Raw genomic sequence first — 20,863 nt, 5'->3', positions numbered from 1 at the left:
CCTTTTTATGTGATGGGGCGTTGATCAGGTGCCGAAAGCCATCGCCGGCGCGGTGACCTCACCGACGGATGCCAGTAGAATATCGGCGATTACGTCCAGCTCTTCGCGGGTTAGACGAACGGGCAGGCGCACGTCGCAAGCCTTCATCAACATCGCGCGGGTTTGCGGCAATTCGACCTGCTCGGGCAGGAATTGCCAGTTCCAAAAGGCGCGGGCATTGTCTTTGCTCAGACCGAAAACCTGCACTTTGACTCCGCGCGCTTCGGACGCGGCCGCAAAAGCGCGGATATCATCATCGCTGAGGCCGACCAAGTTGAACTGGATCGAGTCCGGGGCGCGACGCTCGGACGACAGTGGGGCGGGCACGTCGATATTCGGCGACGTGTTCAGGCGATCCGCGACATAGTCGTGATTAGACAGACCGTCGCGCACACGACGCGCCAATTCCGGAATTTGCGGGCGGATTACGGCCGCGCTGAGGTTGCTCATCCGCAGATTATACAGCGGCAACTTGTTCTGCCAGCGGGCAAAGGCTTGCTCCAGCTCGGGCGAGTTGTCTCCGTGCGGGCCTTTGTGCTTTTTCCAGTTGTGCTCATAAGCGCCCGACATGATCACGGCCTGCGCCACCAGATCGGCGTCATCAGTGATCAGGATGCCACCTTCGCCAGCGTTGATCATCTTGTAGGACTGGAACGAGAAACAACCGACCTTGCCGATCGTGCCAATATTGCGCCCGTTCCAGGTGGTGCCCAGAGAATGGGCTGCGTCTTCAATTACGGGAATGTCGCGCGCATCGCACAGCGCCATGATCGCGTCCATGTCAGACGTGTGTCCGCGCATATGGCTGATGATCACGGCCTGAACATCGTCAAGTTTGGTGGCAAAGTCCGCCATGTCGATGCGGTAATTCTCAGCAACTTCGCACAGCACAGGAATGCAATCTGCGTGAACGACCGAGGACGGGACGGCGGCAAAAGTAAAGCCGGGGATCAGGACACGTGCGTCGCGCGGCAGACCCAAGGCTTTGAGGGACAGGAACAACGCGGCCGAGCAGGACGAAACCGCCAGCGCGTACTTGGTTCCAAGCAACTCGGCAAATTCAGCCTCAAGCAACGCAACCGGCGCGTCTTGCGGTGCGGTATAGCGAAACAGGTCGCCCGACTGCATCAAGGCGTCGATGGCGTCACGGGCGGCTGCGGGGATGGGTTCGGCGTCATGGACGTTTGGAGGAAGCGTCATATTTGGTTTTCCCGAATTCTATCTTTGGGAAATATAAAGCTGATGAGGGCGCAATCCAAGCCTTCATTCACCCTAACGGCGAAATTTCACCAATCTGTCGTAAATCAAAGGCCGAGCCGGTCCCGCAGCGCAAACCATGTCATTGCCAGCACCAGTAGGGGGCTGCGCAGGGCGGTGCCTCCGGGAAAGGGCAGGGCGGGGACACGGGCCATCGTGTCGAACCCTTCGGCCTGTCCCTGAATGGCCAGTGCCATCAGTTGTCCCGCATGGGTCGCGGTGCCGACCCCATGACCGGAATAGCCCGAGGCGGACAGGATATTAGGTGCAACCTGCGTCAGATAGGGCATCCGCCGCATGGTGATCGCCAGCGTACCGCCCCAGGCATAGTCAATCTTCACGTCACGAAGGTGCGGGAAAATCTCGGTCATCGGTTTGCGGACCTTGGCGGCGATGTCGGTTGGGAAGCGATAGCCATAGCTTTCACCGCCGCCGAACAGCAGCCGGTTGTCGGCGCTAAGGCGGAAATAGTTCACCACGAATTTAGTGTCGGCCACCGCTACGTCGCGGGTCAGAACACGAGCGGCATCGGTGCCCAAAGGCTCGGTCGCGGCGATGAAATTGTTGATAGGCATGACCCGCGCGGCGACCTTGCTGTTCAGGCTACCGAGGTATCCGTTGCAGGCCAGAATGACGTGATCGGCGGTGACTTTGCCTTGCGCGGTGTGGATAGTGGCGGGGGCGGTTTCCTCGACCCGCGTTACCTCGGTGCCCTCATATATCCGCACGCCTGCCTTGGCCGCTGCCTGCGCCAGCCCCAGCGCATAGTTCAGCGGATGCAGATGCGCTGCACCCATATCCAAGTAGCCACCACGATAGGTGGGCGAGGGGCACAACCCGTGGCCCGCGCCTTCGTCCAACAGCTCCAACTGGTCATAGCCATAGCGATCGGACAAATGCGCGGCGTGATCGTGCAGTTCTTTCTGTTCACCGTTGGACAGGCCCAGAGCGGCAATGCCCGGTTTCAAATCGCAATCGATCTGGTGCTTTGCGATCAACGATTTGACCAGAGCCTTTGCGTCCTCGGCCAGATCCCACAGCTTGGCGGCGTCATCATCACCCACCAACCGTTCGAGGTCTTCCTGATCCATCCGCTGTGCGCTGCCCAACTGACCGCCATTGCGACCTGACGCGCCAAAGCCTGCGCGATGCGCCTCAAGCAGCACCACGCTGAACCCGGCTTCGGCCAGATGTAGCGCGGCGGACAAACCTGTATAGCCAGCACCGACCACGCAGACATCGGCTTTCTCGTCACCCGACAGCACCGGAAAGCGGTCGATCGGGTTGGCCGTGGCCGCGTACCAACTGGCCGGATACTCGGCCTTGCGGTCGTTGGAATAGAGCAGGTTCATCGCCATGCCTCAAACATTCAGCAGCAGATGTTCCCGTTCCCACGGCGAGATGACCTGCAGGAACTCTTCATATTCGGCGCGTTTGACGATGCCATAAACACGGGCGAATTCGGGGCCGAGAACGTCGTGCAACTCGGTCGCCTCGTCGAACAGATCAAGCGCGTTGCCCATGACTTGCGGGATGTCGCCATCGCCTTCATAGGCGTCGCCATAGAACTGACGGCGCGGGCGTTCTTGCTGGGTGAGGCCCAGATAACCGCAGGCCAGCGACAGCGCGATGCCCAGATAGGGGTTGCAGTCCATCCCGGCGATACGGTTTTCGACCCGGCGCGCCTCTGGCCCGGATAGCGGCACGCGAATGCCCGTGGTGCGGTTGTCGCGCGCCCATTCCAGATTGATCGGAGCGGCGTGATCCTTCACGTAGCGGCGGTAGGAATTCACGTAGGGCGCCATCACCGCCAACCCCGAGGGCAGGTGGTTTTGCAGCCCGGCAATGAAGTTATAAAACGCATCCGTCTCACCCCCCTGAGGACCCGAGAAGATGTTCTGGCCAGTCTCAATGTCGGTGATCGAGTGGTGAATATGCATGGCCGATCCGGGCTCATCGACAATCGGTTTGGCCATGAAGGTGGCAAAGCAATTGTGACGAAGCGCGGCCTCGCGGATCAGTCGTTTGAAATAAAACACTTCGTCAGCCAGCTTGACGGGATCGCCGTGACGGAGGTTGATTTCTAGCTGGCCAGCGCCGCCTTCCTGTGTGATGCCGTCGATTTCAAATCCCTGATGCTCGGCAAAATCATAAATGTCGTCGATTACCGGGCCGAATTCGTCCACCGCCGTCATCGAATACGCCTGACGTGCCGCTGCCGGTCGACCCGACCGTCCCATCATGGGCTTGATCCCCTGAGCGGGATCGACGTTGGGGGCGACCAGAAAGAACTCCATCTCGGGCGCGACAATCGGGTTCCAGCCCTTGTCGTGATACAGCTTCACGACGCGCTTCAGCACGTTGCGCGGGCTGAAGGGGATCGGATTCTCGTCGCGATCATATGCGTCGTGAATAACCTGCAATGTCCAGTCGCCGGTCCAGGGGGCCGCTGATGCGGTAGACATGTCGGGCTTTAGGATCATGTCGCGTTCGATAAACCCATCGTCACCAGCAGCTTCGCCCCAGTCGCCAGTGATCGTCTGATAGAAAATGCTGTCCGGCAGGTGGAAATAGGATTGCTTGGCGAATTTCGAGGCAGGCACCGCCTTGCCCCGCGCAATTCCGGGCAGGTCCGAGATGATGCATTCGACTTCGTCCAAACGCTGACCTTCGATATAGGTCTGTGCTGCCTGCGGCAGTTGATCTTTCCAGTCGGCCATCAGGCCCTCTCTTTCTTCAAAAACTCCGCCATAAGCCGACCGATCTTCGGGTTGTCGTCATTGGCGGGCAGGCGGTTGGTGGCCGCCTGCATCAATTCATCGGGTACAAGACCTTTGCCACGTGTGTCCATCAAGCCCTTGATAAACCCATCTCCGTACTCAGGATGAGCCTGCACGGTCCAGATTGTATCACCATAAGCAACCATGGCGTTCTGGCAGAAGTCGTTGGTGCCGGTCACGCGCGCGCCGTCTGGCAGGGAAACCACCTGATCTTGATGCCACGCGTTCAGCGTCACCGTCTGGCCATCCAGATCGTAATCCGTGCGGCCCACGGCCCAGCCGCCTTTGAACTTTTCAACCTTGCCGCCCAACGCCTGAGCAATGATCTGGTGCCCGAAGCAGACACCGATCAGCGGCTGGCCCTTGTCCCGGATCGCGCGGATCAAGTCTTCAAGCGGCGGTATCCAGGCATGATCCTCATACGCACCGTGGCGCGAGCCGGTGATGACCCAGCCATCTGCGGCACCGGTGCTGTCGGGGAACTGGTTGTCGACGACATTGAACGTCTCGAATTCAAACCCGTTGCCGCCCAGCAGGTCGCGGAACATTCCGTCATATTCGCCGAATTCGTCGTGCAACTCGTCCGGAGGGTGGCCGGTTACAAGGATACCGATTTTCATAGGTCACCAAATTTGATCAAATTTATTCTAGCCCACCACATCAGAGTGGGCAAGGGGGGTCAGACGGCCTCGACGTAGCTTAGCCAATGCGTATCTGGCTGGCGTTCGGCAAAACGGAGGATCTCCTGCCGCTTTGTCATGGCCATGTTCTGTATCAGCGCGGCTGGAAAGATACGCGCGACGCAGGGGTCGGTCTCGAACGCGGAAATGGCGGATGCCCAATCTGCGGCCAGTTGTGGAAGGCCGTCGATGTCATAGGCATTGCCGGTGATCGGGGCGGGCGGCTCGGTTGCGTCTTCGATCCCGTTCATTGCAGCGCCCAATACGGCGGCCAGCATCAGATAGGGGTTGATGTCCCCACCGGCCACGCGGTGTTCGATCCGGCGCGCTGCGGGGGCGCCGCCGGGAATGCGCAGAGCGGCTGTGCGGTTTTCATAGGCCCAGCTTGCGCCCGTGGGCGCGTGGGCACCGGGCACAAGCCGAGTGAAGGAATTGCCGTGCGGCGCAAAGATCAGGGTGCTACCGGGCATCGCCGCCAGACACCCGGCGATAGCGTGGCGCAGCGTGTCTGTCCCCTCGGGGCCGCTATTGTCAAAGATGTTCCGACCCTGACCGTCCACAACCGAGAAATGCACATGCATCCCATTGCCTGCGTCTTCCGCATAGGGCTTGGCCATGAACGTGGCGGTAAAGCCGTGTTTGCGGGCCAGACCGCGCGTCAAGGCTTTGAAAAGGCACGTATCATCGGCGCAGCGCATAGCGTCCTGATGGTTCAGGTTGATCTCGAACTGGCCAATGCCGCTTTCGGAAATGGCGGTCTGGGCGGGGATACCCATCGCAGCGCAACCATCGTAGAGGTCGGTGAAAAAGGCATCAAACGCGTCCATCTCGGCCATGGAAAGCACCGCCTCATCCACCAGCCTGCGTCCGGTAATGGGGTTCAGCGGCGGCTGCGGTTGCGCGCCAGACGAGTCCAGCAGAGTGAACTCCAGTTCCGTTGCCGCGATCACGGACCAGCCGCGCTGGGCATAGCGGTCCAGCACAGCGGCCAGCGCGTGACGCGGGTCTCCGGCAAAGGGGGTGCCGTGGTCATCATAAAGACACATGGGCACCAGTGCGGTGTCCACATCCAGCCACGGCATCGGGACGGGGCCGCGCTCGGTCGGCAGCAGCACGCCATCGGCATCACCGGATTCAAAGACCAGCGGGCTGCCGTCAATATCCGCGCCCCACAGGTCCACGTTCAGCGCAGAAAACGGCATCCGAACCGATCCTTTGTCCAGCTTGTCGGCATAAGAGGGTGGCACGCGTTTACCCCGCAACTGACCGTTAAGGTCACAGGCTGCAACGCGAAAACTGTGCAGGGCGCTCAGGTCCATCGGGGTCTCCATCACTCTGGTTCCCCGAGGTTTAGTCGACGCGAGGCGTCTTGTCACGAAATTTGATCAAATTACCCCGCGCCGAGAGGAGAAGGCGCGGGGCTTGGCCTCAAACGAAGTTGACGCCGTTCTCAGCCATCGGGTGCGCGGCCACAAGGGTGCCCGTCATCGCATGGATGGCATTCGCCAAAGCGGGGGCTGACGGTGGTGTTCCGGGTTCCCCCACACCTGTCGGCGCTTCGGCAGATGGCACGATGTGCACGTCGATAGCGGCGATGTCGCCGATGCGCAGCGGTTCGTAGTCGGGGAAGTTGAACTGATCCACCGCACCACTGGTCAGCGTGATCTGATCGCGCATCACGTGGCCAATGCCATAACCGATGCCGCCCTCCATCTGGGCGCGCACGACGTCGGGATTGACGGCAATACCGCAATCCACGGCGCAAGTGATCTTTTCGATCTTGATACCACTTTCCGCGTCGCCCGAGATTTCGACGACCTCAGCCGCATAAGAGCCAAAGGATTTGTGCACCGCGATCCCTTGCGAACGACCTTCCGGGACATTGCCCCAGCCAGCTTTGTCAGCCGCCAGTTTCAAAACAGCGGCCTTGCGCTGCTGATCCGGGTTCGTGCTGTCGGACAGATGGGCCAGACGGAACTCGACCGGGTCACGACCAGCGGCCTCGGCCGCCAAGTCCATCATGGTCTCCATCGCATAGGCGGTGTGGGTATGCCCGACCGAGCGCCACCACAGAACCGTGGTCGCCTTGGGTGTATCGGTCAGACCGACGGCCATGCCAGGTATCGCGTAGGGCGTACCCAAGACACCTTCGACCGAGGTGTGATCGACCCCGTCATGCACCGTGACAGCCTCAAAAGGGGTGCCCTTGGTTACCGGCTGTCCGGCGATACGATGTTGCCAGCCGACGATATTGCCCCCGGCATCCAAACCTACCCGAACCTTGTGCCCAAAGGCGGGGCGGTAATATCCACTGCGGATGTCGTCCTCGCGCGTCCAGACCAGTTTAACCGGGCGCGAGCGATCGGTGACCACAAAGGCAAGCGCGGCTTCGACCTGATAATCCGCATCAGGTGTGGCGCGGCGGCCGAACGAGCCTCCGGCCAGCATGGTCTTGATGTGGATCTTCTCAGGCGGCAGTTGGAAGATTTGCTGGTAGGCCATATGCGGGCCGGTCGGCATCTGCGCGCCGTCATGCAGAACGATATCGCCCTCGGCAGTCTGTTCGATGGTGCAGTTCAAAGGCTCCATCGGCGCATGAGCCAGCAGCGGGAAGTAGAAGGTCTTTTCGACCACTTTATCCGCCCCGTCGATGGCGGCCGAAACCGCCGCAACATCCGCTTTGTTCACGTTATACGTTGGCTCGGTGTCCAGCGCGGCCATGATCTCGGACCTGATCTGATCCGAGTCGCGGGTTTCCGCGCCAGACATGTCCCAGTCGACCTCAAGCGCGTCACGCGCCTGAATCGCGGCCCAGGTGTTTTCGGCATACACCGCAACGCCTGCCTGATTGGGCAGAACGGCGGCGCTGATATAGCCTTTGACCTCTTTCGACGCGCTGTCGTCAAAGCCCTTGGCAATGCCACCCTTGGATTCGGGGCGCTTGATCATGGCGACCATCTGGTTGGGCAGATGCACATCCATCGCAAACATCGCCTGACCGTTACCCTTGATGGCCGAGTCCTTGCGGCGCACGGCTTCGTTGCCGATCAGACGGAATTCGGACGGGTCTTTCAAACGCGGCTCGGCTGGCGCTTCGAGTTGCGACGCCGCGGCCACGAATTCCGCAATCGGGGCGGACTTGTCGCCAGCTTTGACGATACCCTCCTCGATTGTAATGCCCGATGCGTCCACGCCCCAGCTTTGGGCGGCGGCGTTGATCAGCATCTCGCGCGCGGCGGCACCGGCCTGGCGGTATTGCAGCCAGGAATTCGCCATCGCGGTCGATCCGCCTGTACCCTGGAACGGACCGAAAAGCAGGTTGTTATAGACGTTCGGATCAGAAGGTGCGAACTCGTATTCGATCTGGTCCATGGTCAGACCGATTTCCTCGGCGATCAACGTCGGAAGGCCGGTAGCCGGACCCTGACCCTTTTCAAAGTGCTTGACGATGGCAGTCACGGTGCCATCTGCGTCAATCTTGACGAACGGGTTGAACTGAGACGTCTCGGTTGAGGCCGCAGCAAGCGCTCCATCAGGGCGCGCGCCGATCAGCAGCACGGCACCGGCAGCAGCGGTACCCTTCAAAAATCCACGGCGAGAGGTGTTGATGGTCATGGATCAAGCCTCCAGAATATCGGACGCGCGCTGGATACCGGCGCGAATGCGTTGATAGGTGGCGCAGCGGCAGGCGTTGCCGGACATATAGTCGTCGATTTCCTCGACCGAGGGTTTGGGGTTCTCGGACAGCAAACCGACAGCCGACATCACCTGACCCGACTGGCAATAGCCGCACTGAACGACGTCCAGTTCGACCCAAGCCTGCTGGACGGCCGCGCCGATCTTGTCGTCGCCCACGGCCTCAATCGTGGTGATCTCGGCGTCCTCGACGTCTTCGATATAAGTCTGGCACGAGCGCACGGGTTCGCCATTCAAATGCACAGTGCAAGCGCCACAGGATGCAACGCCGCAGCCAAATTTGGTTCCGGTCAGCTTCAATTCATCCCGGATCACCCACAGCAGGGGCGTGCCGGGTTCGGCGTCAACCGTGTGGGTTTGGCCGTTCAATTTCAAGGTCAGTGACATGAGGGGGATACTCCATGTTGGGCTGGTTACCTGAATCGGTAAACTGGCGGGTTTACCGTAGGTGACAATTCCAAATCTGTAAACCCATGAGTTTACCTAGAGTTTGACCTCGATCTGTCAATGGGACTATAGCTATTAAATATGAACGACATCAGTGCGCCGAATGCGGCGAAACATGCTCAGATCATCGAAGCAGCGGTTGCCGAGTTCCAGGACAAGGGATTCGCGGCGGCCAGCATGGATCGTATTTCACTGCGCGCCGAAGTCTCTAAGCGCACGTTGTACAAGTACTTTGAAAGCAAGGAAAACCTGTTTCGTTCCATAGTGATAGAGCTGTCGAGCAGGTTCGCCGAGGTGCAGGATATCCGCTATGAGAAAGGCCGCGATATCCGAGAGCAATTAACTGAACTGGCTTGGGCCGAAGGGCGCATCCTGATGTTGCCCGAAGTTATGGCCATGTCGCGGATGGTGATCAGCGAAACCTTGCGCAACCCGGATTTGGCGGCAGCGGCACAGGGTAAGCTGGACAAGACCGCGATCTTTGCTGCCATGTTGAAAGACGCCGCAGACGATGGGCAATTGCGGATCGAAGACCCTCAGGCCGCCGGGCAGGAGTTCATCGGCCTCATCAAAGCCAAGGCGTTTTGGCCAATCATTTTCTCTGGTGATGTTCTGAACAAAAACGAGATGGAAGCCACCATCAACAGCAGCGTTGACATGATCCTCAGCCGCTACGGTATTTGACTGTTTCGATGTCTCAAACGGTGGACCCGCCGACAGCTCGCGATCGTTGCATTTTCCGGGCTGTTGCCATTCCATGTGGCGCTTGATCCTAAAAGAGTGGTAGACCGCACCCTTGGAAACGGATCGTCTCCTTAAAGTTCATGGAGAAAGTCGGGAAAGATGTCGGACACACCTGAGATCAATAAGCCATCGCGCGCTGAAATTTGGCGTGCTGCACGCCTGTCCGTTGCGCCGATGATGGACTGGACCGATCGGCATTGCCGTTACCTGCATCGGATGCTTAGCGCGCAGACCCTTCTGTATACCGAGATGGTAACCGCCCCGGCATTGGTGCGCGGTGGGGCGTTGCATTTGCTGGATTACAACCCGCAAGAGCATCCGGTTGCGCTGCAACTCGGTGGGTCTGATCCGCAGGAGTTGGCGCAGGCTGCGCGTTTGGGCGCTGAGGCCGGGTATGATGAAATCAACCTGAATTGCGGTTGCCCTTCGGATCGGGTGCAATCGGGCACGTTCGGTGCCGTGCTGATGAAAGACCCGGTTCGTGTTGCGGACTGTGTAGCCGCGATGCAAGAAGCGGTCGACGTCGAAGTCACTGTCAAATGCCGTATCGGGGTGGACGAGCAAAACCCGGAAGAGGTTCTGCCTCAGTTTCTGAACGCCATACGTGATGCAGGGTGCAATCGCGTGACAATCCACGCGCGCAAGGCATGGTTGCAAGGGCTTAGCCCCAAGGAAAACAGGGATATTCCACCGCTGGACTATGATCTCGTCCACCGCATGAAGGCGGAATTTGGCGCGCTTCACATCTCGATCAATGGCGGCATATCTTCGTTGGAGCAGGCGCAGGCCCATCTGGATGCTGGGTTGGACGGGGTCATGATCGGGCGGGCGGCGTATCACCAGCCCACTGACATTCTGGCCGGGGCTGATCATCTTATCTTTGGGTCCGGGCAAGCTGCGGACCCGGTTGATGTCGTTCAAAAAATGGTGCCCTATGTTGAACGGCACCTTGCCGAGGGCGGCCGTTTGCACCAAATCACGCGCCATATGCTGGGTCTGTTTGCGGGCCGCCCCGGTGCGCGGGCCTGGCGGCGGACCTTGTCCGAAGGCGCGGTGCATGACGGGGCTGGTCCCGAGGTTATGTTGCAGGCGCTCGAACGTGTTGCGCCTCTGGCCGAGGCGGTGGTGAGCTAGGATACGGCGATTAAGCCGGTATGGGGGAAGAATGCCCGAGACGATGTTGCTGGCCCAGATGTTGGGCCTTTTGCTTGTGATCGGGGCGCTGGCCGGAGTGCTGGCCGGATTGCTTGGCGTGGGGGGCGGCATCGTTCTGGTTCCAGCCTTTTTCTATGCGTTTCAAACGCTCGGGTATGGTGGGCCGCAATTGATGCAGTTGTGTCTGGCGACCTCGCTGGCGACGATCATCGTGACCTCGATCCGGTCTGTTCTGGCGCATAACAAGAAAGGTGCTGTCGACTGGGATATCCTGCGTGGCTGGGGGCCGGGGATCGCCGTGGGTGCTGTCATTGGCGTGATGGTGGCGTCAGCGCTGCGGACCGAAGCGCTTCAGGCTTTGTTCGGTGTTCTGGGGATGGTCATCGGGGCCTATCTGGGCCTTGGCAAATCTGAGTGGCGGTTGGGCGATGCCATGCCCAAAGGTATCCGCCGGGCCATTCTGTCGCCCAGCGTCGGGTTTCTGTCTGTGTTGATGGGGATCGGCGGGGGCAGTTTCGGCGTTCCGCTGATGAGCCTGTTCAACACGCCCATTCACCGTGCCGTGGCAACCGCAGCCGGGTTTGGTGTGATCATTGCGGTTCCGTCTGTTCTTGGTTTCTTGTTTCTCGATATCGCGCCCGAGCATCGGCCCCCGTTGACGATCGGTGCGGTCAATCTTGTGGCCTTCGCAATCGTTGTCGCCATGACGATGATCACAGCCCCCTGGGGGGTGAAACTGGCGCACGCGATGGACCCGAAACCTCTGAAACGTGTCTTCGCGCTGTTCCTGACGCTTGTCGCCCTGAATATGTTGCGCAAAGCGCTGGGGTTGTGAGCGATTTTTGGCAATCGGGTTGGGTGAAATTCCCCTTTGATCCGGCCCTTGCGGGTTGGGTGAAACATGCCCTTCCCGCCGCGCGCGCTTCGATTTCGGACCCGACCCATGCCGAGTGGTTGGATTGCGAAGGCACGTGGTTCATCGGTGTGGATGCGTTGGACAATGACGAACGGGGCAGGGTCGGTCAGTCCGGGGATCTGTCCGGGGCGGCCATGAGTTTCATCCGCGAGCACTACGGCGACCTGCCACTGCACAAAGGGCAGGTCTCGGTCATTTATCCCGGCTACCCGCGTCCACGGCGGGGCGAAAGCGAGGCGGCTGGTCGGTACAGGTTAAACCGCGATGCAGCCCATGTGGATGGGTTGCGTCCAACAGGACCGGATCGCCGACGCCGTGTGGATGAGCCGCATGCGTGGATTCTTGGCATTCCTCTGACCGAGGTCAGCGATAACGCGTCGCCCATGGTCTTGTGGGAGGGCAGTCATAAAATTCTGGGTCCGGCCTTTGCCAAAGCCCTGCAAGATGCGCCAAAAGAAACGATGCACGAAGTTGATATCACCGATATCTATCAGGCCGCCCGCCGAGACGTGTTCGAGACTTGCCGCCGCATCGAGCTGCCCGCCAAGCCGGGTGAGGCTTATCTGTTGCACCGTCACTGTCTGCACGGCGTGGCACCATGGCCAGACAGCGCCTCGGCTGGACCGGATGGACGGATGATTGCCTATTTTCGCCCTGAATTCACCGGGGGAGTAGCCGAGTGGATAGAATCTCCGTAACCTCCCGACATTGTTCAGGTTAGGAGGTTTTTCGATGATGACGATCCATACGAATTCAGACGGTGCCTTGATCGAAGTTGAATTGTCGGGCGAAGTCACCAGCAGCGATTACAACGACACACTTATTCCAGCTATCGAGGCGGCACTGGCCGAGCATGACACAGTCCGCCTGATGGCAGTCGTGCAGCCGGAATTCACGGGTTACGATATCGGGGCCGCTTGGTCTGACACAAAGCTGGGATTAAGCCATTGGCGTGGGTTTGACAGGATCGCAGTCGTGGCCGATCAGGGCTGGGTCCAGACCAGCGCTCGGTTTGCGGCTCCGATCATGCCCTGTCCCGTGCAGGTCTTTGAACTTTCCGAAATTGAAGCTGCCCGCCGCTGGATGCGTGAATCGCTTGGGTCTATACATGTGACCGATTTGGGCGGCCCATGTGTCCAGATCAGCTTGCTGGGCAAGCTGGACCCGGACGAATACAAAAATGCCGAGGTCAATTTGGATGGGCTACTGGCCACCAAAGAAGGTTTTCGCCTGCTGATCGACCTTCGGGAATTTGATGGATGGCAAGGGCTGACGGCGCTGGCTGCTCATTTTCGGCTGGCAAGTGGACATGTTGGAATGTTGGACAGGGCCGCCATTGTTGGCGACAAGGCTTGGCAGCATCTTGCGCAACGGGTCGCCAGTCACGTCTTAGGGGCGAGAACGCAGTTTTTCCCGTCAGAGGAATACGAGAACGCCAAGTCTTGGCTGGCTGTCGGGTGACCGAATTTCACCTGTAGGTGGGCGTAAAGTAAAAACAGTCGTGTCTGGGCTTTGCTTGATCGAGGCGTCGGGAAAAACACCGGTGCTGAAGCGCACCGCCGTGGGCTGCCGCGCACGCATCACTTGTCTTTGAACTGACCCCCTCGAAGTTCAGGCCAACCTGCAGCGGCGTAGGCTCAGCAAGGGAAATCCGGCGAGATCAGGACTTGTTCAGACGAGCCGTGCGCCCACCACGGCGCTTTGCAAGCTGAGGCTTGCGCGCCGGCAGAGCGTCCATGATCTCGGCGCGCTCAGTGCTGTCCATTCTGGACCAGCGCGAGATTTCGTCGATGGTGCGATAACATCCGGTGCAGATACGCTCGGTCGGGTGGACGACGCAGATTTGGACGCAAGGGCTTTCGACCTCGTTCCGTTTCCAAACCATATTCGTCATTGGCGTATTCCGATCCTAAAGAAAGCGCAGCCTGTCCAGCGCACCTTGCAAAATATAACCTGCCGCAACGTGGTCGATAACCTGTCCGCGACGTTTTCGTGTCGTATCCGCCTCTAACAGTGCTTTTTCTGCCGCAACAGTGCTGAGCCGCTCATCCCAGAAACCGATGGGAATATCCGTCAGGCGTGCCATGTTTCGCGCAAATGCACGGGTGGATTGGCAGCGCGGTCCTTCTGTGCCGTCCATGTTCTTGGGCAGACCCAGCAGTAGCCCCCCGATCTCGCGGTCTGCGATGAGTTCCAAAAGCCGCGCTGAATCCAGGGTGAATTTCTTTCGTCGCACGGTTTCCAGAGGGCTGGCAACACCGCGCATTCGGTCAGACACCGCGACGCCTATGGTCTTTTCCCCGAGATCGAGCCCCATAAGCGCGGTCATTGGCGGAAGGGATGCGGCAAAATCTTCAAACGCGTCGTGAATCATTGCGCAACTCCGGCCTGACGCGCTGCCGCTGCAAGCGTTTGTAGGGCAGAGGCGTTCCCCGCGAAGACAGATTTCGATTCCTCGTAGATGCCCGCCGCGCGTTCGCTGTCTCCGACCACGCCAAGGGCCGTGATCAACTGTGCCCATTCTGCGGGCGAGCCCCCCTCGGTGGCCAGTCGGTCCGATAGCTGATTGATCATTCCAAGGATCATCTCTTGTCGGTCTTCAGGGGTTAGGTCGGCTGCGGCGTCGATGTCTTCTTGACTGGGGCCGGAACTTGTCGCGGCAGAGGGGATTTCCGGCGCGTTGAACACACCTGCCCGGAATGCCAGATCATCCAGTTGCGCACGGATGGCGTCAGCCCAGGGCGCTCCTGCCGGTGCCTCGCGCAATGTATCCACCCATATCCGATAGCCGATGTCCGGTCGTCCCAACTGAACCATCATCTGCCCAAGGTAGTACTGTGCCGGACCATGCCGGGGGTCGCGTGTCAGAGCTTGCCTCAACGCGTCTTCAGCCTCGGGCGAGACATAGCCGTTTGCCGCCAAAATCATCATTTCGGCAAGGTGGGAGTAGGCATCCGCAGGAGCATTATTTCCTGACAGTTCAATAACGCGCTGTTGCGCCTTGTAAGCGGCCGAAAAATTGCCTGCGTTGGCCTCGTGTTGCGCCAGCAAAGTATGCCCTTGCAGGTCATCAGGCCGCTCTGCGACGGTGTCGCGCAATTGCTGCAGCAAGGTGGCGTAACTCTCGTCCAGTTGCGGTTTTTGTGCAGGCGTCAGTTCCGCCTCGACTTCGGTCTGGCTGGGGCGTTCGGCGCGCAGGGTTTCGGCCATCGCAATCCGCAGCGACAAGGGCTGATCCGGCAGACCGGCCGCGCCCATCTGGTGGTACATCCACGCGCCGCCGCCGATCAGAACTCCGGCCACCGCAACGACAGCCGTGATCGTGGCCCAGCGTGGTGGGCCATCTTGAGTTGCATTGGCCTGCATCTGCGCGTCTGCCGCCAGAATGCGGCGCGAGATTTCGGTACGCACACGCTCGGCGTCGGCTTCGGCTATCACGCCACGGGATAAATCACGGTCAACGCCAGCCAGTTGTTCGCGGTAAACACGCAGGTCGTAAGCCGCCGCAGGTTCACGTGTTTTTTGCCCCCGGGTCATGGAATAACCTAGAAACACTGTGACCAGCAGCGCGGTCAGTATGATGAGGGCCCAGAAAGTCATGGTATCTCCAAGATGACTGCCCTGACTTAGACCTGCGGACCGCCAGAAAAAAGGGACAAAAGGCCGCGAGGGTGCTTCATGTCGCAATAATGGGGGCTATGTCGCAATAGTGCGATATTACGGCGTTGCGTGGCAGGGGAATGTAATCGTTACGCGGCATATCTTCGTCCAATCACCGAACCGGATGGATTCGCCTATGAAACACTATTCAGCCTTTGCTGTGGCGCGCGAAGCGTTGCGCTATCACACCGGATGGGAGCGCGCATGGCGTTCGCCCGAGCCCAAGAAGAAATACGACGTCATTATTGTCGGTGCCGGGGGTCATGGTTTGGCCACGGCTTACTATCTGGGCAAGAACTACGGCATCCAGAATGTCGCCGTGATCGAAAAGGGCTGGCTGGGCGGTGGTAACACCGGCCGGAACACGACCATCATCCGGTCGAACTATCTGCAGGACCCGTCGGCGGCGATCTACGAAAAGTCGCGCGGGCTTTATGAGGATCTCAGCCAGGATCTGAACTACAACATCATGTTCAGCCCGCGCGGTGTGATGATGTTGGCTCAGACTCAGCACGAAATTCGCGGTTATCAGCGCACGGCGCACGCCAACGCCCTGCAGGGGGTTCAGACAGAATGGATCGGTCCCGAGCGCGTCAAGCAACTGGTGCCGATCATAAACATAGACGGTCCGCGCTATCCGGTTCTGGGTGCATTGTGGCAGGAGCGCGGAGGCACTGCCCGCCACGACGCCGTGGCATGGGGCTATGCCCGCGCGTGTTCGGCCATGGGCATGGACATCATCCAGCAATGCGAGGTCAAAGGCGTCCGCTCTGAAAACGGCCGCGTCGTTGGCATCGATACGACCAAAGGCGCGATCGACTGTGACAAGCTGGGAATTGTGGTCGCGGGTCATTCGGGGCAGTTGGCGGAAATGGCAGGCTTCCGTTTGCCGCTTGAGGCTATTGCGTTGCAGGCGCTGGTGTCCGAGCCGATCAAGCCCTGCATGGACGTCGTTGTCATGGCCAACACCGTCCACGGCTACATGTCGCAATCCGACAAGGGTGAGATGGTGATCGGCGGGGGGACCGACGGGTTCAACAACTTCACTCAGCGCGGCTCGTTCCACCATATCGAGGAAACCGTCCGCGCATTGGTCGAGACCTTCCCGATGATCTCGCGTCTCAAGATGCTGCGCCAATGGGGTGGCATCGTGGACATGACCGGCGACCGTTCGCCCATCTTGTCGAAGACCCCTCTGGGCAACTGCTTCATCAACTGCGGCTGGGGAACCGGAGGCTTCAAGGCCATTCCGGGTTCGGGCTGGGGTATGGCGCAGCTTATGGCCACGGGTCATTCGCCACTGACCGAGGCTTTCACGTTGGACCGCTTCAAAGAGGGCCGGTTCATCGACGAAAGTGTCGCCGCCGGGGTTGCGCACTAAGGGCCAAGCCCGAGGGTGCCTCATTAAAGACATTTGGTTGGTCCCGTGCCAACCGACCGAAAGAAGGATGACCACATGCTGATCCTGAATTGCCCCTATTGCGGCGTCGACGCCGAAGAAACCGAACTGGCCGCTGGTGGCGAAGCGCATCTGAAGCGGTTCGGCCCCGGCTCGTCCGATGATGATTTCCACGACTATCTGTTCATGCGTGAAAACCCCAAAGGTGTTCACTTTGAACGCTGGCGTCATGTGAATGGCTGCGGCAAGTGGTTCCACGCCGCGCGCTGCACAAGCACGCTTGAGGTTTTTGGCACCTATTCGGCCCAAACCACCGAACCGCCCAAAGAAATCCGCGAAGCGATCACCGCCAAGCGCCCCGGCTGGACTTGGAGAGAGTACGAATGATCCGCCCAGCCACCCGTAATTCCGCCTGCGAAAGGTCCGCAACATGAGCACCCGTCTCGCAAATCAAGGCCGGCTGATTGACCGGTCGAAACAGGTCACATTCACCTTCAACGGCACCTCGATGCAGGGGTACGAGGGCGACACGCTTGCCTCGGCTCTGCTGGCCAATGATCAGATGATGATGGGCCGGTCGTTCAAGTACCACCGTCCGCGCGGCGTTGTCGCCAGCGGCGCGGAAGAGCCGAACGCTCTGGTCGGTCTGGGGCAGGGCAACCGGTTTGAGCCGAACCAGCGCGCCACCACGACCGAGCTGTTCAACGGCCTGACCTCGACCTCGCAGAACCACTGGCCGAATCTCGAGTTCGACATCGGTGCAGTGAACACTTACCTGTCGCGTTTCTTGCCGGCCGGGTTCTACTACAAAACGTTCATCCATCCGAAACCGTTCTGGAAACACGTCTACGAGCCGATCATCCGTCAGTCCGCCGGTCTGGGTAAAGCGCCTGACAAGGACAGCCGTGATGCAGACACTTATGAACACTTCTATGCCTTCACCGATGTTCTGGTGATCGGTGGCGGTGTGGCGGGTCTGCAAGCTGCGAAAGTGGCCGCCCAATCCGGTGCCAAGGTCATGCTGATCGAGCAGACCGCCCATTGGGGTGGTCGCGCGCCGGTCGATGGCGGGACCATTGATGATGCGCCTGTGGATAAGTTCGTGGAACAATTGGTTTCTGAGTTGGAAACAATGGACAATGTCACCATGCGCACGCGTTGCATGGGGGCGGGGGTCTATGACCACGGCTACGTCCTGGGCTACGAGCGTCTGACCGACCACAAACCGGGCACTCAAGGTCCACGTCACCGCCTGTGGCGCATCCGCGCGAAACAAGTCGTGACCGCCACCGGCGCGATCGAGCGTCCGCTGTCATTTGCAGGCAACGACGTACCGGGTGTCATGCTGGCCTCGGCCATGCGCGACTACGTGGTCAACTGGGGCGTGACGCCGGGCGAGCGTGTGATCGTCGCCACCAACAACGACGACGCCTATCGCACTGCCATTGTTCTAAAGAAGGCCGGTGTGGACGTTTTGCGCGTTGTAGACGCCCGCCCGAGCGCCGGACCTCTGGCCGAGGAAGCCCGCCAACTGGGTATTCGCGTTGACCCCGGCAAGGCGATTGCCAAGGTCAAAGGCGGCAAGCGCGTCAAGAAAGTTGCGCTGTGCAATCAGGACGGCATCGGCGGCGCGCGGGAAGAAGTGGAATGCGATGCGGTCGCCATGTCGGGCGGCTGGTCTCCGGTCGTGCATATGTGGTCGCATTGCGGCGGCAAGCTGATCTGGGATGACGCCAACGCGCATTTCCGCCCCGATCCGTCGCGGCCTCCGCTGGGGGCCGATGGCGAAGGGTTCGTTCTGGCGGCAGGGTCGTCGAACGGGCCGCTGGCGCTGGGTGATGTGCTGACCGACGCGGATGCGGCGGGCAAAGCAGCGGCCAAGGCAGTCGGGTGTAAGCCAAAGCGGACGAAAGCACCGGTTGGTGAAACCACAGCCGAAGCGCCGATGGCTGCCGTATGGTTGATGCCTGCCAATGCCGATGTCCAGTTGCGCATGAAATCGTGGTTGGATTTCCAGAACGACGTCAAAGTATCCGACGTGCAACTGGCCGCGCGAGAAGGCTATGAAAGTGTTGAGCATACCAAGCGGTACACCACGCTGGGCATGGCAACGGATCAAGGTAAGCTGAGCAACATCAACGGGTTGGCGATCCTTGCTGACGCGCTGGATTCAGAAATTCCGAAGGTTGGCACCACCACCTTCCGCCCGCCCTATACGCCCATCTCGCTGGCGTCGATCGGTGGCGAAGCGCGGGGTGAGGTGTTCCAGCCCATCCGTCAAACTCCGATGCACGACTGGCACAATAAGAACGGTGCCGATTGGGAGCCGGTGGGCCATTGGCGCCGGACCTATGCCTATGTCCGTCCCGGTGAATCCGTGCATGACGCGGTGAACCGTGAGGTGAAGAACACCCGCGAAAACCTCGGTCTGCTGGACGCCTCGACGCTGGGTAAGCTGATCGTCAAAGGCCCAGACGCGGGCAAATTCCTGGACATGCTGTACACCAACATGATGTCCACGCTGAAGATCGGCAAATGCCGCTATGGTCTGATGTGCTCGGAAAACGGCTTTCTGATCGACGACGGTGTTGTGGCCCGGATCGACGAGGACACGTGGCTGTGCCACACCACCACCGGCGGGGCCGAGCGTATCCATGCTCACATGGAAGAATGGCTGCAGACCGAATGGTGGGACTGGAAAGTCTACATCGCTAACGTGACCGAGCAATACGCGCAGGTCGCCGTGGTCGGCCCGAACGCCCGTAAGGTGCTGGAGAAGCTGGGCGGCATGGACCTGTCCAAAGAGGCGCTGCCCTTCATGGAATGGCGTGACGGCAAGATTGGCGATTTCGATTGCCGCGCTTACCGCATCTCGTTCTCGGGTGAGCTGTCCTATGAGATCGCGGTTCCCGCATCTCAGGGTCAGGGGTTCTGGGACGCGCTGATGGAGGCAGGCAAAGAGTTCGGCGTGATGCCCTATGGCACCGAATGTCTGCATATCCTGCGGGCCGAGAAGGGCTTTATCATGATCGGCGACGAGACCGACGGCACCGTGATCCCGCAGGATCTGGGGCTGCACTGGGCGCTGTCGAAAAAGAAAGAGGATTACCTGGGCAAGCGCGCTCACACGCGCACGCATATGGCAGACCCGGACCGCTGGAAACTGGTGGGTCTCGAGACTGTGGATGGTTCTGTCATTCCCGACGGTGCCTATGCGGTGGGCGAGGGCGTCAACGCCAACGGTCAGCGCAACATGATCGGGCGCGTAACCTCGACTTATTACTCGGCCAATCTGGGTAAAGGCATCGCCATGGGGCTGATCAAGCACGGCCCCGACCGGATGGGCGAGATAGTCGAGTTCCCGGGCACCGACGGCAAAACCTACAAAGCCAAGATCGTTGATCCGATCTTCTTCGACAAGGACGGGGAGAAGCAGAATGTCTGAACCCATCAGCGCACTGAACCACGCCAGCTATGAGGGCATCGCAAAGGTCGAGGAATGTGGCCTGCAGGGAATGATCACCCTGCGCGGCGATCTGTCCGACAAGGTGCTGGCCAAGGCCGTCAAGGACGCCACCGGGCAGAAAGTGCCCGGTCAGCGCGAGGCGTTCGTCAACGGGGACACTGGCGTCTGCTGGATGTCGTCGGACGAATTGCTGGTTCTGGTGCCCTATGCCGAGGTGAACACCAGACTGGCCGCGATGACCGAAGCGTTGGGCGACACCCATTCGCTGGCGGTGAATGTCTCTGACGCACGGGCGGTGTTCAGCATCTCGGGCGCAAGTGCACGCGAAGTGCTGGGCAAACTGGCCCCGGTCGAACTGTCGGCCGAGGCGTTCCAGCCGGGCCAGATCCGCCGTTCGCGTCTGGCGCAGGTGGCGGGGGCATTCTGGATGGACGATGCGGATAGCTTCCGCGTCGTCTGTTTCCGGTCAGCAGCAGACTATGTGTTCAAGCTGTTGAAAATCGCTGCGCAACCTGGCAGCGAGGTCGGTGTTTACTAAGGCGACAAGTTGCCAGAGGAAAAGTGGGTGAGGGGGCTTTGCCCCCTCGGCCTGCGGCCTCACCCCCAGGATATTTTGAGCCAGAT

At 59.9% G+C, this 20,863-nt stretch carries 19 protein-coding genes; 9 read left to right on the top strand and 10 right to left on the bottom strand.

Annotated features, from left to right (window positions below):
* Positions 1 to 24: 24 nt before the first annotated feature.
* From ACR0B7_RS02030 to ACR0B7_RS02000, 7 genes are all read right to left on the bottom strand, one after another.
* Complete coding sequence (locus tag ACR0B7_RS02030) at positions 25 to 1,239, bottom strand: aminotransferase class I/II-fold pyridoxal phosphate-dependent enzyme (protein WP_170576639.1); 1,215 nt, start codon at positions 1,237 to 1,239, stop codon at positions 25 to 27.
* 104 nt (positions 1,240 to 1,343) lie between these two features.
* Positions 1,344 to 2,648 (bottom strand): NAD(P)/FAD-dependent oxidoreductase, encoded by a 1,305-nt coding sequence (locus ACR0B7_RS02025; RefSeq protein ID WP_480680813.1) that lies wholly within the window; start codon positions 2,646 to 2,648, stop codon positions 1,344 to 1,346.
* Between the two features lie 9 nt (positions 2,649 to 2,657).
* Positions 2,658 to 4,016 (bottom strand): glutamine synthetase family protein, encoded by a 1,359-nt coding sequence (locus ACR0B7_RS02020; RefSeq protein WP_170382555.1) that lies wholly within the window; start codon positions 4,014 to 4,016, stop codon positions 2,658 to 2,660.
* Positions 4,016 to 4,696, bottom strand: coding sequence for a type 1 glutamine amidotransferase (locus ACR0B7_RS02015; RefSeq protein ID WP_170415421.1), 681 nt, complete (start codon positions 4,694 to 4,696; stop codon positions 4,016 to 4,018). Before ACR0B7_RS02015 ends, ACR0B7_RS02020 begins: the two co-directional genes overlap by 1 nt.
* Before the next feature lie 59 nt (positions 4,697 to 4,755).
* Positions 4,756 to 6,075, bottom strand: a complete 1,320-nt coding sequence (locus ACR0B7_RS02010; RefSeq protein WP_170481001.1) for a glutamine synthetase family protein — start codon at positions 6,073 to 6,075, stop codon at positions 4,756 to 4,758.
* Between the two features lie 109 nt (positions 6,076 to 6,184).
* A complete protein-coding gene (locus ACR0B7_RS02005; RefSeq protein ID WP_170576638.1) occupies positions 6,185 to 8,371 on the bottom strand; it encodes a xanthine dehydrogenase family protein molybdopterin-binding subunit in 2,187 nt (728 codons plus the stop codon).
* Between the two features lie 3 nt (positions 8,372 to 8,374).
* Positions 8,375 to 8,839 (bottom strand): (2Fe-2S)-binding protein, encoded by a 465-nt coding sequence (locus tag ACR0B7_RS02000; RefSeq protein ID WP_170382563.1) that lies wholly within the window; start codon positions 8,837 to 8,839, stop codon positions 8,375 to 8,377.
* A 141-nt stretch (positions 8,840 to 8,980) separates the two neighbouring features.
* Between ACR0B7_RS02000 and ACR0B7_RS01995 the strand changes: the two genes are divergently transcribed.
* The 5 genes from ACR0B7_RS01995 to ACR0B7_RS01975 all read left to right on the top strand — a co-directional run bounded on the left by ACR0B7_RS01995 (position 8,981) and on the right by ACR0B7_RS01975 (position 13,175).
* A complete protein-coding gene (locus ACR0B7_RS01995) occupies positions 8,981 to 9,583 on the top strand; it encodes a TetR/AcrR family transcriptional regulator (protein WP_170481008.1) in 603 nt (200 codons plus the stop codon).
* A 159-nt stretch (positions 9,584 to 9,742) separates the two neighbouring features.
* Positions 9,743 to 10,777, top strand: a complete 1,035-nt coding sequence (dusA, locus tag ACR0B7_RS01990) for a tRNA dihydrouridine(20/20a) synthase DusA (protein WP_170569690.1) — start codon at positions 9,743 to 9,745, stop codon at positions 10,775 to 10,777.
* Between the two features lie 31 nt (positions 10,778 to 10,808).
* Entirely contained in the window at positions 10,809 to 11,633 is an 825-nt protein-coding gene (locus ACR0B7_RS01985) for a sulfite exporter TauE/SafE family protein (protein WP_170481074.1), read from the top strand.
* Entirely contained in the window at positions 11,630 to 12,412 is a 783-nt protein-coding gene (locus ACR0B7_RS01980; protein WP_170569687.1) for a hypothetical protein, read from the top strand. Before ACR0B7_RS01985 ends, ACR0B7_RS01980 begins: the two co-directional genes overlap by 4 nt.
* A 34-nt stretch (positions 12,413 to 12,446) precedes the next feature.
* Positions 12,447 to 13,175, top strand: a complete 729-nt coding sequence (locus ACR0B7_RS01975; RefSeq protein WP_170576637.1) for a SpoIIAA family protein — start codon at positions 12,447 to 12,449, stop codon at positions 13,173 to 13,175.
* A gap of 199 nt (positions 13,176 to 13,374) precedes the next feature.
* Here the strand turns inward: ACR0B7_RS01975 and ACR0B7_RS01970 are convergent, their stop codons facing one another.
* From ACR0B7_RS01970 to ccmI, 3 genes are read right to left on the bottom strand one after another with little or no spacing between them, the layout of a single operon-like run.
* Positions 13,375 to 13,608, bottom strand: a complete 234-nt coding sequence (locus ACR0B7_RS01970; protein WP_170481082.1) for a DUF1289 domain-containing protein — start codon at positions 13,606 to 13,608, stop codon at positions 13,375 to 13,377.
* 15 nt (positions 13,609 to 13,623) lie between these two features.
* Positions 13,624 to 14,088, bottom strand: coding sequence for a Holliday junction resolvase RuvX (ruvX, locus tag ACR0B7_RS01965; protein ID WP_170382577.1), 465 nt, complete (start codon positions 14,086 to 14,088; stop codon positions 13,624 to 13,626).
* A complete protein-coding gene (ccmI, locus tag ACR0B7_RS01960) occupies positions 14,085 to 15,314 on the bottom strand; it encodes a c-type cytochrome biogenesis protein CcmI (protein WP_170481085.1) in 1,230 nt (409 codons plus the stop codon). The genes ruvX and ccmI overlap by 4 nt, the downstream gene beginning before the upstream one ends.
* A gap of 196 nt (positions 15,315 to 15,510) precedes the next feature.
* Between ccmI and ACR0B7_RS01955 the strand changes: the two genes are divergently transcribed.
* The 4 genes from ACR0B7_RS01955 to ACR0B7_RS01940 all read left to right on the top strand — a co-directional run bounded on the left by ACR0B7_RS01955 (position 15,511) and on the right by ACR0B7_RS01940 (position 20,777).
* On the top strand, positions 15,511 to 16,755 hold the full coding sequence (locus ACR0B7_RS01955; protein WP_170415405.1) for a sarcosine oxidase subunit beta family protein: 1,245 nt from the start codon (positions 15,511 to 15,513) through the stop codon (positions 16,753 to 16,755).
* A gap of 75 nt (positions 16,756 to 16,830) precedes the next feature.
* Entirely contained in the window at positions 16,831 to 17,160 is a 330-nt protein-coding gene (locus ACR0B7_RS01950; protein WP_170481088.1) for a sarcosine oxidase subunit delta, read from the top strand.
* 43 nt (positions 17,161 to 17,203) lie between these two features.
* Positions 17,204 to 20,218 carry a sarcosine oxidase subunit alpha family protein gene (locus ACR0B7_RS01945; protein WP_480680808.1) on the top strand — a complete coding sequence of 1,005 codons (3,015 nt, stop codon included), beginning with the start codon at positions 17,204 to 17,206 and terminating at the stop codon, positions 20,216 to 20,218.
* Positions 20,211 to 20,777, top strand: a complete 567-nt coding sequence (locus ACR0B7_RS01940) for a sarcosine oxidase subunit gamma family protein (RefSeq protein ID WP_170481096.1) — start codon at positions 20,211 to 20,213, stop codon at positions 20,775 to 20,777. The genes ACR0B7_RS01945 and ACR0B7_RS01940 overlap by 8 nt, the downstream gene beginning before the upstream one ends.
* The last annotated feature ends 86 nt before the right edge of the window (positions 20,778 to 20,863 follow it).

Source organism: Ruegeria sp. BB6, from assembly GCF_056539385.1.
This window is presented reverse-complemented; position numbering and strand designations above follow the sequence as displayed.

Coding starts and splice junctions, on each gene's coding strand:
- ACR0B7_RS02030 (WP_170576639.1), bottom strand. CDS start 1,239: ATGACGCTTCCTCCAAACGTCCATGACGCCGAACCCATCCCCGCAGCC.
- ACR0B7_RS02025 (WP_480680813.1), bottom strand. CDS start 2,648: ATGAACCTGCTCTATTCCAACGACCGCAAGGCCGAGTATCCGGCCAGT.
- ACR0B7_RS02020 (WP_170382555.1), bottom strand. CDS start 4,016: ATGGCCGACTGGAAAGATCAACTGCCGCAGGCAGCACAGACCTATATC.
- ACR0B7_RS02015 (WP_170415421.1), bottom strand. CDS start 4,696: ATGAAAATCGGTATCCTTGTAACCGGCCACCCTCCGGACGAGTTGCAC.
- ACR0B7_RS02010 (WP_170481001.1), bottom strand. CDS start 6,075: ATGGACCTGAGCGCCCTGCACAGTTTTCGCGTTGCAGCCTGTGACCTT.
- ACR0B7_RS02005 (WP_170576638.1), bottom strand. CDS start 8,371: ATGACCATCAACACCTCTCGCCGTGGATTTTTGAAGGGTACCGCTGCT.
- ACR0B7_RS02000 (WP_170382563.1), bottom strand. CDS start 8,839: ATGTCACTGACCTTGAAATTGAACGGCCAAACCCACACGGTTGACGCC.
- ACR0B7_RS01995 (WP_170481008.1), top strand. CDS start 8,981: ATGAACGACATCAGTGCGCCGAATGCGGCGAAACATGCTCAGATCATC.
- dusA (WP_170569690.1), top strand. CDS start 9,743: ATGTCGGACACACCTGAGATCAATAAGCCATCGCGCGCTGAAATTTGG.
- ACR0B7_RS01985 (WP_170481074.1), top strand. CDS start 10,809: ATGCCCGAGACGATGTTGCTGGCCCAGATGTTGGGCCTTTTGCTTGTG.
- ACR0B7_RS01975 (WP_170576637.1), top strand. CDS start 12,447: ATGATGACGATCCATACGAATTCAGACGGTGCCTTGATCGAAGTTGAA.
- ACR0B7_RS01970 (WP_170481082.1), bottom strand. CDS start 13,608: ATGACGAATATGGTTTGGAAACGGAACGAGGTCGAAAGCCCTTGCGTC.
- ruvX (WP_170382577.1), bottom strand. CDS start 14,088: ATGATTCACGACGCGTTTGAAGATTTTGCCGCATCCCTTCCGCCAATG.
- ccmI (WP_170481085.1), bottom strand. CDS start 15,314: ATGACTTTCTGGGCCCTCATCATACTGACCGCGCTGCTGGTCACAGTG.
- ACR0B7_RS01955 (WP_170415405.1), top strand. CDS start 15,511: ATGAAACACTATTCAGCCTTTGCTGTGGCGCGCGAAGCGTTGCGCTAT.
- ACR0B7_RS01950 (WP_170481088.1), top strand. CDS start 16,831: ATGCTGATCCTGAATTGCCCCTATTGCGGCGTCGACGCCGAAGAAACC.
- ACR0B7_RS01945 (WP_480680808.1), top strand. CDS start 17,204: ATGAGCACCCGTCTCGCAAATCAAGGCCGGCTGATTGACCGGTCGAAA.
- ACR0B7_RS01940 (WP_170481096.1), top strand. CDS start 20,211: ATGTCTGAACCCATCAGCGCACTGAACCACGCCAGCTATGAGGGCATC.